The sequence below is a fragment of the Sphingobium sp. JAI105 genome (genome assembly GCF_015752145.1).
Taxonomy (GTDB): Bacteria; Pseudomonadota; Alphaproteobacteria; order Sphingomonadales; family Sphingomonadaceae; genus Sphingobium; species Sphingobium xenophagum.
Window position 1 is genome coordinate 892,268 of sequence record NZ_JADOUC010000002.1, and the last position, 16,382, is coordinate 908,649.

Below are 16,382 nucleotides of genomic sequence, written 5' to 3' on the forward strand. Positions count from 1 at the left end.
CTCCCTTTTTTCGATTTTGTCAGTGCGGCCGGTCCGGCACGAAAGAACACTCCAGTGGAGCGCCCCATGCATCGGCCGGATCTGTCCCCGTGCCGACATCAGCCTGATCGTAGAATAAGCGCCACGGGCGGACCCGATTGTCGCCCTCAGCGGCAAAGCGCCCCAGAGCGATGCGGGACCCACGGGTTGCGTAGAGATTGATTGCGGATTGATGCCGCGCCGTCTCGTTCGTTACGGTTGGTAACGGTAGTGAGTGCGTTAATCCGGCTCTTCAAGATGACTGGCAGTTCGTGCTGGAGTGCCGCTTTAAGCTGCTCCGCTAGGACGGGGTAGGGTCTGGGACCGTAAATTGGCATATGTATGACGACAAAGGGTCGATCATATCCTGAGCCTAATCGCGAAGCTCAGCGGCAAAGAGGTGAGAGGGTGTCGGCGACACTGGCTACTTCTGCAAACGCCTATGTAACCGGCAGAGGAAGGCGTATCCTGCTTCCTCTCGGGGACGCCTTTCGTAACGGCTCGGAGTCGGCGCCATGCTCATAACAATCTTCGCGCCCAGCAAAGTGCATTTGCTTGAAGTTGCCGGGGTCAGGGATGCGCTCTTCGAGGCGAATTGCAAGATGGCGTCTGCCGACCGGTATCGCGTCAACTTGGTGACCGAACGCGGCGTGGCAGAAGTTAGCGCGTCGGGCATGACCTTTGTGCCCGATGCTGGGATTGAGGATGCGACCGAGCCGTCTGACACGTTGATCGTAGCAGGACCATATGGCGTGCCTGCTCAACCAAGCGAAGCCGTGACACAGTGGCTCCAGGTTCAGGCACGCCAGTCGCGGCGCTATGGATCTACCTGCACGGGTGCCTTCCTGCTGGCCCATGCTGGTCTGCTGGCCAACCGCCGCGCAACAACGCATTGGGAATATGCCGAGCGGCTGGCCGCCGAATTTCCCGATGTCCAGGTAGAACCGGATCGCATTTTCATACGCGATGGACCGGTGTTCAGCTCGGCCGGGGTGGCTGCTGCAATCGATCTCGCCTTTTCGCTGATCGAGGAAGATCATGGCCGTGCGCTTGCACTTTGGGTGGCTCGCCGACTGGTCGTGTTCCTGAAGCGGCCTGGCGGTCAGTCGCAATTCAGTGCCGCGTTGACGGCACAAGCCGCAACTACCAGCCCGATCGACAGGATAAGGATGCACATCCTTCAGCATCCTCGTGCAGAGCTTGGCCTTGAAGCACTTGCTGACGTGGTGAGTGTCAGTCCACGTCATCTTTCCCGCCTTTTTCGGGCCGAACTGGGCGTTACCCCGCTTGCCTATGTCGAGGCGGTGCGGATCGACATTGCGCGGACGCTGCTGGAGGATACAGTGGCACCGATAAAGGCTATTGCCCATGCCGCAGGCTTCGGATCGACGACCACGCTGAGGCGGGCATTTCTGCGCAGGTTGGGCGTTACCCCGCTTCAATATCGCCTGCGTTTTCAGACAACCGGATCGGGTCATCCCGGCGAGGACGAAAAGGCCGCCATTTTGTCCTGAATTGCCGCTCATGCGCGATTGAAGCGACGACGTCCGGGCCTCATCGTCGGTGAGGGAGGTCGTCATATGCGAACGGAAAATCGCGGATACCGCGGAATGGAACTTCTGGAACGCGGTGGTCGCTTTGGGACCACAGCCGCGCGATGACGCATGAAGCAGATCGGATGATTCCAGCGTCTCAGCCTCCTATGTTCAAACCCGCGCGTTGGCACCGACTGGTAGGGCAGTCGACTGAAACAGCCGTTCCGGGCGATGCGGGCTCGCTGATACTCGACCATGTCAGCGATGGCGTTCTGATCGCTGACATGCGCTTGAGGGGGCATCCGATCGTGCAGGTGAACCCTGCGTTCGAGACAATCACTGGCTATTCAGCTGCCGAAGTAATCGACAAGAATTGCCGCTACCTTCAGGGCAACGATCGCCTTCAACCTGAAATCGCCGAAATCCGCGCCGCCCTTGCCGAAGGACGCTCTTGCGCCGTGACACTGCGCAATTACCGGCGGGACGGGGCTATGTTTCGCAATGCACTGCGTCTGGAGCCGCTTCGGGACGATGAAGGAAATCTGACGCATTTCCTTGGCCTGATCCGTGATGTGACGCACGCCGCCGGTATCGATCGTCTAACCGGCTTGCTCGACCGCTACGCTTTGCTCGACCGACTGGCACAGCTCGAACTATCGACTGGTTGTGTTCTGCTGGTCATCAAACTGGACATACTGCGTTTCCATGATGTCAATAACGGGTTCGGCTATGATGTCGGCGACGCGCTGCTTTGTGCGGTGGCCGCGCGTCTGGCAACTCTCCCCGCTGCGGCCATATCACGGGCGGACAGCAACAATTTCGCGCTCGCTTTCGAACTGGACGATGCCAGTCGCGCTGCGGGAATAGTCGATGGCGTCCTCGACCTTCTGAGACCGCGCTTCATCCTTCCTGGCACATCCCTTGCGGTGCAATTCGCCGCCGGTTTCACGATCGGCTTGGCATGTTCCGAACCGCTTCAGCTTGTGCGGCAGGCAGGGGCGGCACTGCAACGGTCCAAGGCGACGCCCGGTCATTCGCCGTATCCGTTCGCGGCGAGTGATGAGCGTGATGCGCGCAATCGCATCCGGTTGGCGAACGAGTTGCAGACCGCAGTGTCGAACGAGGAACTGCTTTTCCATTATCAGCCCCAGGTGGATCTAGGATCGGGCGTTCTGGTTGGCGCCGAAGCGCTGTTGCGGTGGAACCACGGCGCGTTCGGGTTACAGCCTCCCGCCCGGTTTATCGGTGTCGCGGAGGAAACCGGCGCGATGATGGAGATCGGCGCGTGGGGTCTGCGCACGATCGCAGCCTATGCAGCGCGCGTCAATCAAAGGCGTGACACCCCAGTTCGCTTTGCCTTCAATGTTTCTGTCATTGAATTTCTGCGGCGCGATATGGCCGCCTTCGTCGAGCAGCAGCTCGAAGAGACTGGCTGTCAGGCGCAATGGCTGACGCTCGAACTAACCGAGAATTTGATGATCCCAGAGCCCGACGACATGCGCCGGTCTTTCGAACAGCTAAGGCGCCTTGGCGTCAATATTTCGGTCGACGATTTCGGCACCGGCTATTCCAACCTGCGCTATCTGGAGCGCTTTCCGCTCAGCGAGATAAAAATCGACCGCAGTTTCGTCCGCGACGTGGCGCACAGTGAGGCCAAACGCGTTATCGTGGAAAGTGTCGTAAAGCTTGGCGCTGCACTCGATATTCACGTTGTGGCTGAAGGTATCGAAACGGAGGCGGAACGCACGATCGTGCAGGCGCTGGGTTGCTCGGTAGGTCAAGGCTATCTGTTTGCTCCCCCTGTTGTCGAAAGCCAGTTCGAGCAATTGCTTCACGATGGATTTCGACTGTGCGGAGGATGGAGTAGCTCGGGCGATAAAAATCGATGATCGAGCGGGTCTTTGGTATCTACTACTCCCAGAAATCAGATCAAACACGCGCAGATGTATCGCACTTGGCCATCAGTCGGCCGATTGTGCTTCTTGCCTGCTTTAATAGTCTCTGCGGCGCACGTCTTTTGGATCACTCATGGTTGCCAGCGCCAGTGCAACAACCCAGCCTGCAACCGCGGCTCCACCTAGCCAAAGGAGGAAGGCGGCGGCATCGCCATGCACGAGGAAAGCCATGCCAGGGAGCAAGGCCAACAAGGAAAGCAACTGACGTACGGTCGCGCGATGCCCCGCTCCCGCGCGAGCGGAGCGGCGGCGTTTTGGATCGCCAAGGCCAAGGAGCAGGACGACGCTGGCCGAGAATAGGATTGCCGCGAGGGTGAGGAGAGTCATCATTCTGCCGGTTGCAACGCGACGGATTGACTTGGCGCGCTCGCCCTGCCGCGCAATTGCCAAAGCAGCCACCCGCCGGCGAGCAGGAAGGCCATGTCGAGCGTGACGATGATGGGCTGGTTGGCGGCAATCGCTATGCCCCAGCCTGGGCCTCCGGTGAGGAGGCGTAGCGGCGGCAACAGGATTAACAGCATGCCAGTCGCGCCGCGCAACCATCGGCTGAGCCGGACGGCGCTAGGCGCGATCGCGCCTGCTGCGATCACGAGCGCGGCACCGATCAGAAAGCCTGCCGGTGTCCACCAGGTCGCGCTGCCGATCGGCATGGCGAGGAGGAAGGCGGCAGCGGAGACGGCGAGCGCAAAGGGAAGGCCGAGACCCACGACTATATTGGTTCGCTCCAGCCAGGCGAAGGATCGCACCCCGCCTTCCCGCCGGACAAGCCAGACGCGGATGCCAGTATAGGTGACGTAGCACATCGCGAATCCCAGCCCGAACCAGATCGCCTTGGACAATAGCCCGGCGAAATCGCCGAAATGCAGCGGCGACATGATCGCGGCCAGGGTTCCGCCGGTCGACGGCTTCGGCCCGATCAGTGGCTTTTCCTGGACGAAGGCAGCGGTCGCGCCGTCATAGAGCAGCGACATGGGCGCGATCGCGCCAGCTTTTGGCGGATGATAAGTGGTGACCTTCGCATCGGCCCGACCGAAATTCTCGATCGTGACGAAGGTGGGGATCGCGCCGGCCCGTGCGATGGCGTCGGCGTTGATGCGGTCCATATTGCCGATCGCGGCGGGCCGCGGATCGGGCTTGCCGGGGTTGCCGTAGACGGCTTCGGTCAGTGCCTGCACATTGCCGCCGAACGCCGCCATCGCCACGACTGGCACGCCGATCGTCCCGAAGAAGGAGAAGAAGCTCCCGGTGAATGCAAGGACGAAGGCGAAGGGCAGGCTCCATGTGCCCGCAACGCTGTGTGCGTCGCGGTTCGCCAGCACTGGGCTGCCTGAGCGGCGCAGAGTGAAGATGTCCTTGAAGAGATGGCGGTGGATGAGGAGGCCGGAGATGGCCGCCACCAGCATCGAGAGACCGAGTATGCCGGTCAGCAGCAAGCCCCATGGATTGGGGACGTGCAGCCGGACATGGGTGTCGACCAGAAAGGCGCTCAGCGCATTGTCGTTGCGCGCGCCATAGACATCTTCATTGGTGCCGGTCTGGCGATGGACGACGCGACCGTCCTGCCCCACAACATAGAATATGCCGCGACTTATCAACTCGCCGCCGTCCATCTCATGCCGGTGGAAGAAGAGGCCGAGATCATGGTCGCCTGTCTCGAACAGGTCGACTGCTTCGCGATATTTCGCGGGCGTCTCGTCACCAAGCTGGCGCAGCGTGTCGGCCATGGGACGTTGAAAGGCGGAACGGGTGGCCACATGGCCGGCCGACCATGCGCCGATTTCCTCTGCGAAGACGGCAACGGTGCCGGTCAGCACCACGGCATAGAGCAGCAAGCCGAGCAATATGCCCGACCAGCCATGGACGGCGACCATGGCCTTGGTCTTATCCTTGGCCAGATGGATCATCGGTGCGCCTCCGCGGATGCTGTGCTTTTATCGAGATATTTGTCTGCGATGAGGGCAGAATGGATCAGCAGCATCCCCAGCGCAACGATCGCCACCCGCCAGAGGCGGCTATCAAGACAGGCGTGGAAGAAGAGCCCTGCCCAGATCAGTGGCGCGAGAATGAGGGGCAGCACCAGATTGTCGATGCCTGCCGCCCCACCCGGCAGCCACAGCGCCATTCCGGCCATCATGATCAGCGCGATCAGCACTGCGCCGGGTCCAGCGAAGGCGATGCGTATCCAGCGGCGCGTCGTAGCGGTCATGCCCTTTCTCCCAACATCAATATTTGAGGCTGATCGTGCCCAGGATCGTGCGCGGCGCGCCATAATAGCCCTGGTCATAGTTTAGTGCGGTCAGATATTTGGCGTTGGTCACATTTTTGAGGTTGGCGCTGATCTGGATGTTGTTGGTCAGCTTGTAGCTGGCGAGCAGGTCGAGCAGCACATATTTGGGCTGGGTTATGCGGATCGGCTGGTCCGTGGTAATCGAAATGGTGCCGGGTTCGAGATAGATTTTGCTTTGATATTGTACTGCCGCGCCGACCTTGAGCGCGGGCAGCGTCGGCGGCGAATAGGTGAGGTTCAGGCGGCCGAGCTGGCGGGGGACGAAAGTGCGGACCGGCTGGTCGTTCTCGCCGCGCAGACGCATGATGCTATAGCCGCCGGTCGCCTGAAGCCCCGGCGCGATCATGCCGGCGAATTCGAATTCGATGCCCTGCGACTTGGCGTCGACGCCGCGATAGACGGTCTGGCCGATGGTCGGATCGAAGCCCGCGGCTTCGGCGGTGTTGTTCTGACGCGCCTGGAAAATGGCGATGCTGGCGTTGAGACGTCCGCCATACCATTCGCCCTTGAAGCCTGCTTCCAGGTTGTCGCCCTTGATGGGCGCGATCAGCTGGCGGTCGATTGAGGTCTGTGTCTGCGGGTTGAAAATGGTCGCGAAGCTCGCATAGGCGCTGATATTGTCCGTCAGATCATAGGTCGCGCCGACAAATGGAAGGAAGCGCGTCCAGTCATAGGCCATGTTCGCGCCGTAGGAAAAACCCCTGCTGGTTGCATGGGTCAGGTTGCCACCGAGCATGAGCTTCAGCGGATCGGTGAGGCTGAGCCGGATGAGGCCGTAGCCGGTTTCGCGCTTCGTGGTGCGGTCACCGCTTTCCAGGAAGCTGGTGTTGAAGACAGAGGGGAAGTTCGGTTCGGGCGTGTTGCCGCTCAACACATCGTCGATCGAAAGTTCAAGCCCGATCGCACCATAATCATAGCCCGACGTCTGGACATAACGCTGTGCGCTGCGATTGACGCCGAACATTACGTCATGCTCGCGCCCGAACAGCGCTACTTTGCCTGCGACATAGGCGTCGATGGTGAGGTTGCGGGTTTCCGCCCGGAACGCGCCGGGATAGCTGCGGATATTGCCACCCTTCGCGCTCAGCGCCGGGTCGATGCCGTCGGGGAAGCCAGCGCTGGGATTGCCATAGACGTAGAAGAGCCTGTCATCCTCACTGACCGCGCGGCGCACGACCGTCAGTTTGGCGTGCCAGTCGTCGTTGAAATGATGGACGATGTCGCCGACAATCTGACGGTCGATGACGTTCCAGCCAGCCCAGTCGGGGCCGCTATTGGCCGATCGGGGCAGGTCGATGCGGGTTCCGTCGGTATAGTAGAGCGGCAGCGCCCCCCAGGTCGCGCCGTGGCTCTGATGGTCCTGATGACCGTAGCCGAGCGTCAGCGTCGTCTGCGGGCCAAGATCGGCCTCGACGATGCCATAGCCAGTCCAGCGGCGCAGGCCGTAGCGGTCGAGATAGCTGTCCTCGTCCAGATAGGCGCCTACCGCGCGCGCGCGGATGCCGCCGTCGTTGGTCAGGGGAACGCTGACATCGGCGTCGAGGCGCAGATGATCGTAGGAACCATATTGGGCGCTGCCGCTCACTTGAAACAATCTCGTCGGGCGCTTGCGGATGAAGTTGACGACGGCGGAAGGGTTGCCAGTGGAGGAGAGCAGCCCCGGCGCGCCGCGCACCACGTCGATATGATCATAGATTGCCGTGTCGATCGACCCTGTCTGCACCTCGAATGCGAACGGCAGGCCGATGCCGTCGATCTGGAAGGTCTGGATGTCGAAACCGCGGGCGGAATAATAGATACGGTCGGTCTCCTGCGCCTGCACCTGAACGCCCGGTACAGTCTTGAGCAGATCGTTGATGTCGTTGAGCTGGAAATCCTCGATCTGCGCGCGGGTAACGACGCTGACCGACTGCGGCGTTTCACGCTGTGACAGGCGAAAGCGCATCGTCGTCGTTTGCTTCTTCACCGCATAATCATCCTGCCCCTCGGTGCGCGCGCCAGTGACGATGATCTCCGTCTCCCCAGGCACATTGGGAGCTTCGGCGGCCGGGACGGCGGCAGCGGTGGCGGCGAGGATGGTCAACAAGGCAGGCATGAGAGAGCGAGTTCCCCTTTCGGTTTCCCGCTGCCTAATCATGCACATCCGATTCTGCAAGTCATTTGCATTAGCAGAGTGGAATGACATCTCAGGTCATATGATCGGGCCCAGGCATCCCGTCCCGCTCGTGAAACCCAACCGACCAATCTTGGTTTTGCTGGGCACCGCCCCAGCGGCCAGGCGTCGGAAAAGCTGCGGCAGAACGCCCCATCCTAGCGACCTTCGTAACGAAAATACGCCGATCATATGCAAATACTATGCGTTTGCTATTTTCCCGCTCTCGAATTCAAACGCGGCTCTGCCCTAGTTGAAACGCTGCACACGACTCGGTGCCGCGCTTCCTGCGACCCCGACGCCGTGCGGGAGATTTTACATGCAGGACATCCTCTGGATCGGCCTCACCCTGGGCTTGCTGGCGGCGACGCTTGGCTATGCAGCCCTTTGCGATAATGCATAGGGGGGGCCGGCCATGACCATCGACCTCTGGCTAGCCGCGATTACCGCAGTCGGTCTTCTTCTTTATCTGGTGGCCGTGCTCGCACGCCCCGAACGCTTCTGATCGGGAGGCGCACGTAATGACATTCCAGGGATGGATATTGATCCTGGCCTTTGTCGGCATCCTGCTGGCGTTGGCCAAGCCCATGGGCCTGTGGCTCTTTGCCCTCTATGAAGGACGCCGCACACCGTTGCACACGGTCTTCGGGCCGATCGAACGCAGCCTCTACAAGCTCGCCGGCATCAACCCGAACGAGGAGCAGGGCTGGCGCCGCTATGCGGTGCATATGCTGATTTTCAACGCGGCGCTGCTCTTCTTCACCTATGCGGTACTGCGCCTTCAGGGCGTGCTGCCGCTCAATGGGCTTGGCTATGCGGGTATCGGTGCGGACGGAGCGTTCAACACCGCCGTCAGCTTTACAACCAACACCAATTGGCAATGGTATTCGGGTGAGGCGGCAATGAGCAACCTCAGCCAGATGCTGGCGCTGACGATCCAGAACTTCCTGTCGGCCGCCACCGGCATTGCGCTGGCCTTCGCCCTGTTTCGCGGCTTTGCGCGTCGGGAAGCCAAGGGCATCGGCAATTTCTGGGCGGACGTGACCCGCGTGACGCTCTACCTGCTGCTACCGATCAGCATCGTTTATGCGATCTATCTGATCGCCAGTGGCGTGCCGCAGACCTTTGCCGCATCCGTCGACGTCACCACGCTGGAAGGCGTCAAGCAGACGCTGGCGCTGGGTCCGGTCGCCAGTCAGGAAGCGATCAAGATGCTAGGCACCAATGGTGGCGGGTTCTTCAATGCGAACAGCGCGCACCCGTTCGAAAACCCGACCGCGCTCACCAATCTGGTACAGATGCTGTCGATCTTCTCGATCGGTGTCGGCCTGACCTACACGTTCGGCAAGGCTGTCGGCAATGTCCGCCAGGGTTGGGCGATCCTGGCTGCGATGATGACCATTTTTCTGGTCGGCGTCACCATCGTCTACTGGCAGGAAGCGGCTGGCAACCCGATCCTTCACAATCTCGGCATCGCCGGGGGCAATATGGAGGGCAAGGAAGTCCGCTTCGGCATCGCTGCTTCGGCGCTCTTTTCGGTTGTGACCACGGCGGCGTCGTGCGGCGCGGTCAATGCGATGCATGACAGCTTCACCGCGCTCGGCGGCATGATCCCGCTGCTCAACATCCAGTTGGGCGAAGTCGTGATCGGTGGCGTGGGCGCTGGCATCTATGGCTTCCTGCTGTTCGCCATCCTGGCGGTGTTCGTCGCGGGCCTGATGGTGGGTCGGACGCCGGAATATGTCGGCAAGAAGATTGAGAGCCGGGAGGTGAAGCTGGCTGTGCTCGCCATTGCCGTGCTGCCTCTCATCATCCTGGGGGGTACCGCCATCGCTTCAGTGCTGGAGGTTGGCCTTGCCGGACCGCTTAACAAGGGGCCGCATGGCTTCAGCGAGATACTTTATGGCTTCACCAGCGCTGTGGGCAACAATGGCTCGGCCTTTGCCGGCCTGACGTCGGGCACGCCCTTCTACAACGGCATGCTGGGCGTCGCGATGTGGATAGGTCGCTTCTGCGTCATCGTGCCGATGCTGGCGATCGCAGGCGGCCTCGCTGCGAAGAAGTACACGCCCGAAACGGCGGGCAGCTTTCCGACGACCGGACCGTTGTGGACTGGCCTTCTGGTCGGCATCGTCCTGATCGTCGGCGGCCTCACCTTCCTGCCCAGCCTCGTCCTAGGCCCCGTCGCCGACCATGTCGCGATGATCAACGGCCAGACTTTCTAAGGATCGGAGCCCATAAATGGCACGCACTGCGTCCAAATCGCTCTTTACCGCTGACCTGATCGTGCCTGCGATCGGCGACGCATTCCGCAAACTCAACCCCAGGGAACTGATCCGCAACCCGGTGATGTTCACGACCGCCGTCGTGGCCGTCCTGCTGACCGTGCTGCTCGTGGTCGGGCAGGACGGGCTGGCCGCAGGCTTCAAGCTGCAACTGGTCATCTGGCTCTGGCTCACGGTGCTTTTCGGCACCTTTGCCGAGGCGCTGGCTGAAGGGCGCGGCAAGGCGCAGGCGGCCTCGCTGCGTGCGACAAAGGCGGAACTGACTGCCAAGCGCCTGAAGGGCGATGGCGACGCGCACGAAAGCGTCGCCGCCAGCGTCCTGAAAATGGGTGACGTGGTGCTGGTGCAGACCGGCGACCTTATCCCCGCCGATGGCGAAGTCGTGTCCGGCGTCGCCTCCGTCAACGAAGCGGCCATCACCGGCGAATCCGCCCCGGTGATCCGCGAGGCGGGCGGCGACCGTTCCGCCGTGACGGCGGGCACGCGCGTCATTTCCGACGAGATCCGGGTGCGCGTCACTGTCAATCCGGGACAGGGTTTCCTCGACCGGATGATCGCGCTGGTGGAGGGAGCCGAACGTCAGAAAACGCCCAACGAGATTGCGCTGACGCTGCTGCTCGTGGGCCTCACTATCATCTTCCTGATCGCGGTCGGCACCATTCCGGGCTTTGCCAGCTATGCCGGCGGATCGATTCCGGTGGCGATCCTGGCGGCACTGCTCATCACGCTGATCCCGACCACGATTGCAGCTCTGCTGTCGGCGATCGGCATTGCCGGCATGGATCGGCTGGTGCGCTTCAATGTGCTCGCCAAGTCGGGTCGTGCAGTGGAAGCAGCCGGCGACATCGACGTGCTGCTGCTCGACAAGACCGGCACGATTACGGTGGGCGACCGCCAAGCGACCGAATTCCGAGCCGTTGGCGGCACGTCGCAGGCGGGCCTTGCCGAGGCCGCGCTGCTCGCCAGCCTGGCTGACGAAACGCCTGAAGGCCGTTCGATCGTGGTCCTCGCGCGTGACAAGTTCGGCCAGACGGCCACCGCGCTGCCTGCGGGGGCGGAAGTCATTCCCTTCACCGCGCAAACCCGCGTGTCCGGTGTCAATTTCAATGGCTCGACGATCCAGAAGGGGGCGGTGGACTCGATCCTGCGCGCCTATCCTGCCGCCGCAACGACAGCCGCCGCAACCGAACTACGCCGCGTCAGCGACGAGATTGCCCGCGCGGGTGGCACGCCGCTGGCCGTCGCAAAGGATGGAGAACTGCTGGGCTGCATTTTCCTCAAGGATATCGTCAAGGCCGGTATTCGCGAGCGTTTCGGTGAGTTGCGGCAGATGGGCATCCGCACGGTGATGATCACCGGTGACAACCCGTTGACTGCCGCCAGCATCGCGGCTGAGGCGGGCGTGGACGATTTTCTCGCCCAGGCAACCCCGGAGGACAAGCTGGCCCTGATCCGCAAGGAACAGGAAGGAGGGCGCCTGGTTGCCATGTGCGGCGACGGCACCAACGACGCGCCGGCGCTTGCACAGGCGGATGTGGGTGTCGCAATGAACACCGGCACGCAGGCCGCGCGCGAAGCGGGCAATATGGTCGATCTAGACAGCGATCCGACCAAGCTGATCGAAGTCGTGGGTCTGGGCAAGCAATTGCTGATGACGCGCGGCGCGCTGACCACCTTCTCGGTTGCCAACGATGTGGCGAAATATTTCGCGATCATTCCGGCCATGTTCGTGGTGCTCTATCCGGGGCTGGGGGTGCTCAATGTCATGGGCCTCGCCACACCCCAAAGCGCGATCCTGTCCGCGATCATCTTTAACGCGCTGATCATTCCCTTCCTGGTGCCGCTGGCCCTGAAGGGCGTCACTTACCGGCCGATCGGTGCCGGGCCGCTGCTGGCGCGTAACCTCGCCATTTATGGACTTGGTGGCCTGCTGGCCCCCTTCGTCGGCATCAAGCTCATCGACCTGGCCGTCAACGGCCTTGGCCTCGCCTGAGGAACAAGAACATGAACAAGGACATAATCACATCACTTCGGCCCGCGCTGGTCATGACGATCCTCTTCGCCATTCTACTCGGTCTGGCCTATCCGATGGCGCTGACCGGCATCGGCCAGATGTTGTTCCCCGCTCAGGCCAATGGCAGTCTGATCGAGCAGGATGGCAAGGTCGTGGGTTCGACGCTGATCGGGCAAGGCTTCGCGTCCGCCCGCTATTTCAGCTCGCGCCCTTCTGCCGCTGGCGATGGCTACAACGGTCTCGCTTCCTCCGGCTCGAACCTTGGCCCGACAAGCGCGGCGCTGGTGGACCGGGTGAAGGCGGATAGCGAAACGCTGGCCAAGGCCAATCCGGGCAAGCCGATCCCCGTCGATCTGGTGACGGCATCCGGATCGGGCCTGGATCCCGACATCAGCCCAGAGGCCGCCTATTATCAGGTAGAGCGGATCGCGCGGGTTCGCGGAATCGAAATCGCGAAGGTTCGTGCGCTGGTTGAAGCCGGAATCCAACAGCCGCTGTTCGGCATCCTTGGCGAACCGCGGGTCAATGTGCTGGAAATCAATCGACGCCTGGACCAGATCGGCGCTACCAAGCGCTAATGAACGATCCTGATCGCCGAGATCCCGAAGCCTTCCTGCGTCAGGCGGCGCAGGAAGGTCGTGGCCGCCTCAAGATATTTCTTGGCGCGGCGCCCGGCGTGGGCAAGACGTATGAAATGCTGACCGACGGGATGCAGCGGCGCAAGGCCGGAATCGATGTCGTGGTTGGCGTCGTGGAGACCCACGGTCGCAAGGAGACCGAGGCGTTGCTCGTGGGGCATGAGATCATTCCCCGACGCTCTATCGACCATATGGGTCATCGGCTGGGCGAGATGGACATCGACGCCATATTGGAACGGCGGCCAGCGCTCGTTCTGGTCGATGAACTTGCCCACACCAACGCGACCGGCAGCCGCCACCCCAAACGCTATCAGGATGTCGAGGAACTGCTCGATGCCGGTATCGATGTCTACTCTACCGTCAATATCCAGCATGTGGAGAGCCTGAACGACGTCGTCGCCTCCTTCACCCGCGTTCGGGTACGAGAGACGGTACCGGACTCGATTCTGGAGATGGCCGAGATCGAGGTGGTGGACATCCCGCCCGACGAACTGATCGAACGGTTGAAAGACGGCAAGGTCTATATCCCGCAGGAAGCGACGCGGGCGCTCGGCCATTTCTTTTCCAAGTCCAATCTGACGGCGCTGCGCGAGATGGCGCTGCGCCGTGCCGCGCAGGCGGTCGATGCGCAGATGCTCGACTATGTCCGCGCCCATGCACTCGCGGGCAGCTTCGCGGCGGGCGAGCGCATCCTTGTCGCGATCAGCGAAGTGCCGAGCGCGCAGGGGTTGGTACGCGCTGCCAAGCGGCTGGCTGACGCGCTCAAGGCCCCCTGGGCGGCAGTGCATATTGAAACGCAGCGCAGCCTGGCCTTCACAGCGCAGGAACGCGAGCAACTGGCCGACACCATGGCGCTTGCTTCCCGGCTGGGCGCGACGACAGCGACTATTCCCGCGCCATCGGTAGTGGAGGGGCTGCGGCACTATCTCGGCGACGCACGCGCGACCCAGATCGTGATCGGCAAGTCGACGCGCTCCTGGTGGTTTGAACTGCGCCATGGCTCCGTGGTCGACAAGCTGGTGCGCGAGGTCGGCGATGTTGCCATCCACGTGCTGCCCGGCGACGATCCGGGCCGCGGCCCGCGCAGCCTGGCCCAGATGGTCGGGCAGGGTTGGGGCCAGCCGATCGACTATGTCTGGTCGACGCTGATGATCATGGGCATGACGGCGCTTGGTCGGCTCCTGATAGAGATCATCGATCTGGGCAATATCGCCTTGCTCTACCTGATCCCCGTGATGTTCGCTGCGGCCAGTTTCGGCCTGCGTGCAGGCCTGTTTTCCGGGCTGCTGTCCAGCCTCGCCTATAATTTCTTCTTCCTGCCGCCCACCGGCACGCTGACTGTCAACAATCCCGAAAATGTCATCAGCATTCTGGTGTTATTGGGTGTCGCTATCGTGACCAGCCAGTTCGCCGCACGCGTCCGGGCACAGGCGGATCTTGCCCAGTCGAGTGCGCGCCAGAACGCGGCGCTTGCTGGCTTCTCGCGCCAGTTGACGGTATCGGCCAGCCAGGAAGAGCTGATGCAGACCATCTGCGCTGAAGTGTCGCGCCTGCTGTCGGTTCGCACTGTGCTGCTTCTGCCGTCGCGCGATGGTCCTGAACTGCGTGCGGCTTTCCCGCCCGAAGACCGGCTGGAACAGATTGAGAGGGCCGCCGCGCAATGGGCGATGGACAATGAACAGCCCGCAGGGCGCGGTTCGTCCACGCTGACCGCATCCGACTGGCTTTTTCATCCGCTGCGCACGACCAGGGGCGTGCTGGGCGTGCTGGGCCTGGCGCGTGAGGATGCCGGCGCGCCGCTGCGGTCCGACCAGATACCTTTGCTCATGAGCCTGCTCGATCAGGCGTCCATCGCTTTCGATCGCATGGCACTCGAAGAGGAAATGCTGGACGCGCGGCAAATTCGCGAGCGCGACCGGCTACGCTCAGCGCTGCTCTCGTCGGTAAGCCACGACCTGCGCACGCCGCTTACCACCATCATCTCCGCCATGCATGAATTGAAGCGGCAACATCCGTCCGAACTGGTCGACACGGTGGATGCTGAGGCCCAACGGCTCAATCGCTTCGTCGCCAATCTGCTCGACATGGCGCGGGTAGAGGCGGGCGCACTGCCGCTCAAGGTGGAACCGACCGACCTTTTCGACGCTGTGGCCGGCGCGGTTCATGACACGCGCAAGTCCCTGATCGGGCATGAGGTGAAGGTAGACATCCTGCCCGACATTCCGCTGGTGCGGGTGGACCCAACGCTGCTGCACCACTGCCTCATCAACCTGCTCGACAATGCCGGGCGCTATGGCGATCCGGGTACCCCTGTCATCGTTCGCGGACGGCGCCTGCCCGATGCGATCACCTTGTCCGTGCTGGACGAAGGGCCGGGCATCCCATCGGGTGCGGAAAGCCGGGTGTTCGATACCTTTACACGGCTGGAAGGGTCGGATCGCGTCAAGCATGGCACCGGCCTTGGCCTCGCAATCGTCAAGGGTTTCGCCGAAGCGATGGGCCTGAGCGTGTCTGCGACCAATAATCCTGACCCGTTCGGCGCCTGCTTCACTATCATCATCCCGCACGCGCTGATCATCACCGAGCTTCCGCACGAGGATATCATATGAAAATCCGTCACAAGGTGCTGATCGTCGATGACGAACCGCATATCCGCAAGCTGATCCAGGTCGCGCTGTCGCGCGCCGACTATGCGACCGTCGAAGCGGAGAATGCGCGAGAGGCGCTGGAAATGCTTAAGAACGAACGCCCAGACATCAGCCTTCTGGATCTGGGTTTACCCGACCGGGACGGGCTGGAACTGGTGCCGTTGTTCAAGCAGCAGTCCGATACGACGCTCATCATCGTGTCCGCCCGCGACGCGACCGACCAGAAGGTGACGGCGCTGGACCTGGGGGCGGACGATTACCTCACCAAACCCTTCGATACGGAGGAATTGCTGGCCCGCGTGCGCGTGGCGTTGCGCAATCGCATGACCAAGGATAGCGGCATGGCGCTGGTGCGGGCCGGGGACGTGGAAATCGACCTGCTTGCCCGCACCGTGCTCAAGGCGGGCAAGGAAGTGCACCTGACGCCTAAGGAATATGCCGTGCTGGTGCAACTCGCCAAATTCCCCGGCCGCGTCATTACGCATGAGCAGATCATGGCGCATGTCTGGCCCAATGAGCGGGAGCATCATGTCGAATATCTGCGTGTGCTGGTCCGCACGTTGCGACAGAAGCTGGAAACCGATCCCCAGCGGCCACGGATCATCGGCAATGAATTGGGGATCGGCTATCGCCTGCGCTTCAATGTCGAAGGCGAAACCGAGGAGTTCGCGCCCAGCGACGCATGAACAGCCGCGCGGATCGCAATATCGATCATGGTCTGGCGGAAGGTCATGAGCCGGGCCTAGCGCAATCGGACATTTGATTTAGAGACGACGAAACGCGGCGCTGCGTAGCAATTTCCATATGCGGCGTAGCGCACAGCCAAAATGCTGGGCTTTTCGTCTCCAAT

General features: G+C 61.9%; 12 protein-coding genes. 8 read left to right on the plus strand and 4 right to left on the minus strand.

All coding sequences use genetic code 11. The features are described from left to right. Nucleotides 1-533: 533 nt before the first annotated feature. Nucleotides 534-1,532, plus strand: coding sequence for a GlxA family transcriptional regulator (locus IWY39_RS21555; protein WP_107125970.1), 999 nt, complete (start codon nucleotides 534-536; stop codon nucleotides 1,530-1,532). A gap of 188 nt (nucleotides 1,533-1,720) precedes the next feature. After that, a complete protein-coding gene (locus IWY39_RS21560; RefSeq protein ID WP_181316831.1) occupies nucleotides 1,721-3,442 on the plus strand; it encodes a putative bifunctional diguanylate cyclase/phosphodiesterase in 1,722 nt (573 codons plus the stop codon). A gap of 102 nt (nucleotides 3,443-3,544) precedes the next feature. Here the strand turns inward: IWY39_RS21560 and IWY39_RS21565 are convergent, their stop codons facing one another. From IWY39_RS21565 to IWY39_RS21580, 4 genes are read right to left on the minus strand one after another with little or no spacing between them, the layout of a single operon-like run. Then, nucleotides 3,545-3,838 (minus strand): hypothetical protein, encoded by a 294-nt coding sequence (locus tag IWY39_RS21565; protein ID WP_107125968.1) that lies wholly within the window; start codon nucleotides 3,836-3,838, stop codon nucleotides 3,545-3,547. Then, nucleotides 3,835-5,412 carry a PepSY-associated TM helix domain-containing protein gene (locus IWY39_RS21570; protein ID WP_107125967.1) on the minus strand — a complete coding sequence of 526 codons (1,578 nt, stop codon included), beginning with the start codon at nucleotides 5,410-5,412 and terminating at the stop codon, nucleotides 3,835-3,837. Before IWY39_RS21570 ends, IWY39_RS21565 begins: the two co-directional genes overlap by 4 nt. Then, nucleotides 5,409-5,714, minus strand: a complete 306-nt coding sequence (locus IWY39_RS21575) for a hypothetical protein (protein WP_107125966.1) — start codon at nucleotides 5,712-5,714, stop codon at nucleotides 5,409-5,411. The genes IWY39_RS21570 and IWY39_RS21575 overlap by 4 nt, the downstream gene beginning before the upstream one ends. 16 nt (nucleotides 5,715-5,730) lie before the next feature. After that, the gene (locus IWY39_RS21580) at nucleotides 5,731-7,890 is read right to left on the minus strand and encodes a TonB-dependent siderophore receptor (RefSeq protein ID WP_181316830.1); all 2,160 of its coding nucleotides are present in this window, start codon (nucleotides 7,888-7,890) and stop codon (nucleotides 5,731-5,733) included. Nucleotides 7,891-8,362: 472 nt separating this feature from the next. On the opposite strand from IWY39_RS21580, the gene kdpF reads away from it, so the two are divergent. From kdpF to IWY39_RS21610, 6 genes are read left to right on the plus strand one after another with little or no spacing between them, the layout of a single operon-like run. Beyond that, nucleotides 8,363-8,452 carry a K(+)-transporting ATPase subunit F gene (gene kdpF, locus IWY39_RS21585; protein ID WP_019052772.1) on the plus strand — a complete coding sequence of 30 codons (90 nt, stop codon included), beginning with the start codon at nucleotides 8,363-8,365 and terminating at the stop codon, nucleotides 8,450-8,452. A 16-nt stretch (nucleotides 8,453-8,468) separates the two neighbouring features. Continuing rightward, complete coding sequence (gene kdpA / locus IWY39_RS21590; protein ID WP_196871709.1) at nucleotides 8,469-10,172, plus strand: potassium-transporting ATPase subunit KdpA; 1,704 nt, start codon at nucleotides 8,469-8,471, stop codon at nucleotides 10,170-10,172. Between the two features lie 16 nt (nucleotides 10,173-10,188). Beyond that, nucleotides 10,189-12,225, plus strand: a complete 2,037-nt coding sequence (kdpB, locus tag IWY39_RS21595) for a potassium-transporting ATPase subunit KdpB (RefSeq protein WP_107125963.1) — start codon at nucleotides 10,189-10,191, stop codon at nucleotides 12,223-12,225. A gap of 11 nt (nucleotides 12,226-12,236) precedes the next feature. Further along, nucleotides 12,237-12,824, plus strand: coding sequence for a potassium-transporting ATPase subunit KdpC (kdpC, locus tag IWY39_RS21600; RefSeq protein WP_107125962.1), 588 nt, complete (start codon nucleotides 12,237-12,239; stop codon nucleotides 12,822-12,824). After that, a complete protein-coding gene (locus tag IWY39_RS21605; protein WP_107125961.1) occupies nucleotides 12,824-15,493 on the plus strand; it encodes a sensor histidine kinase in 2,670 nt (889 codons plus the stop codon). Before kdpC ends, IWY39_RS21605 begins: the two co-directional genes overlap by 1 nt. Beyond that, on the plus strand, nucleotides 15,490-16,218 hold the full coding sequence (locus IWY39_RS21610) for a response regulator (RefSeq protein WP_107125960.1): 729 nt from the start codon (nucleotides 15,490-15,492) through the stop codon (nucleotides 16,216-16,218). The genes IWY39_RS21605 and IWY39_RS21610 overlap by 4 nt, the downstream gene beginning before the upstream one ends. Nucleotides 16,219-16,382 lie beyond the last annotated feature (164 nt).

Coding starts and splice junctions, on each gene's coding strand:
- kdpF (WP_019052772.1), top strand. CDS start 8,363: ATGACCATCGACCTCTGGCTAGCCGCGATTACCGCAGTCGGTCTTCTT.
- IWY39_RS21555 (WP_107125970.1), top strand. CDS start 534: ATGCTCATAACAATCTTCGCGCCCAGCAAAGTGCATTTGCTTGAAGTT.
- IWY39_RS21605 (WP_107125961.1), top strand. CDS start 12,824: ATGAACGATCCTGATCGCCGAGATCCCGAAGCCTTCCTGCGTCAGGCG.
- IWY39_RS21580 (WP_181316830.1), bottom strand. CDS start 7,890: ATGCCTGCCTTGTTGACCATCCTCGCCGCCACCGCTGCCGCCGTCCCG.
- kdpA (WP_196871709.1), top strand. CDS start 8,469: ATGACATTCCAGGGATGGATATTGATCCTGGCCTTTGTCGGCATCCTG.
- IWY39_RS21560 (WP_181316831.1), top strand. CDS start 1,721: ATGTTCAAACCCGCGCGTTGGCACCGACTGGTAGGGCAGTCGACTGAA.
- kdpB (WP_107125963.1), top strand. CDS start 10,189: ATGGCACGCACTGCGTCCAAATCGCTCTTTACCGCTGACCTGATCGTG.
- IWY39_RS21575 (WP_107125966.1), bottom strand. CDS start 5,714: ATGACCGCTACGACGCGCCGCTGGATACGCATCGCCTTCGCTGGACCC.
- IWY39_RS21565 (WP_107125968.1), bottom strand. CDS start 3,838: ATGATGACTCTCCTCACCCTCGCGGCAATCCTATTCTCGGCCAGCGTC.
- IWY39_RS21570 (WP_107125967.1), bottom strand. CDS start 5,412: ATGATCCATCTGGCCAAGGATAAGACCAAGGCCATGGTCGCCGTCCAT.
- IWY39_RS21610 (WP_107125960.1), top strand. CDS start 15,490: ATGAAAATCCGTCACAAGGTGCTGATCGTCGATGACGAACCGCATATC.
- kdpC (WP_107125962.1), top strand. CDS start 12,237: ATGAACAAGGACATAATCACATCACTTCGGCCCGCGCTGGTCATGACG.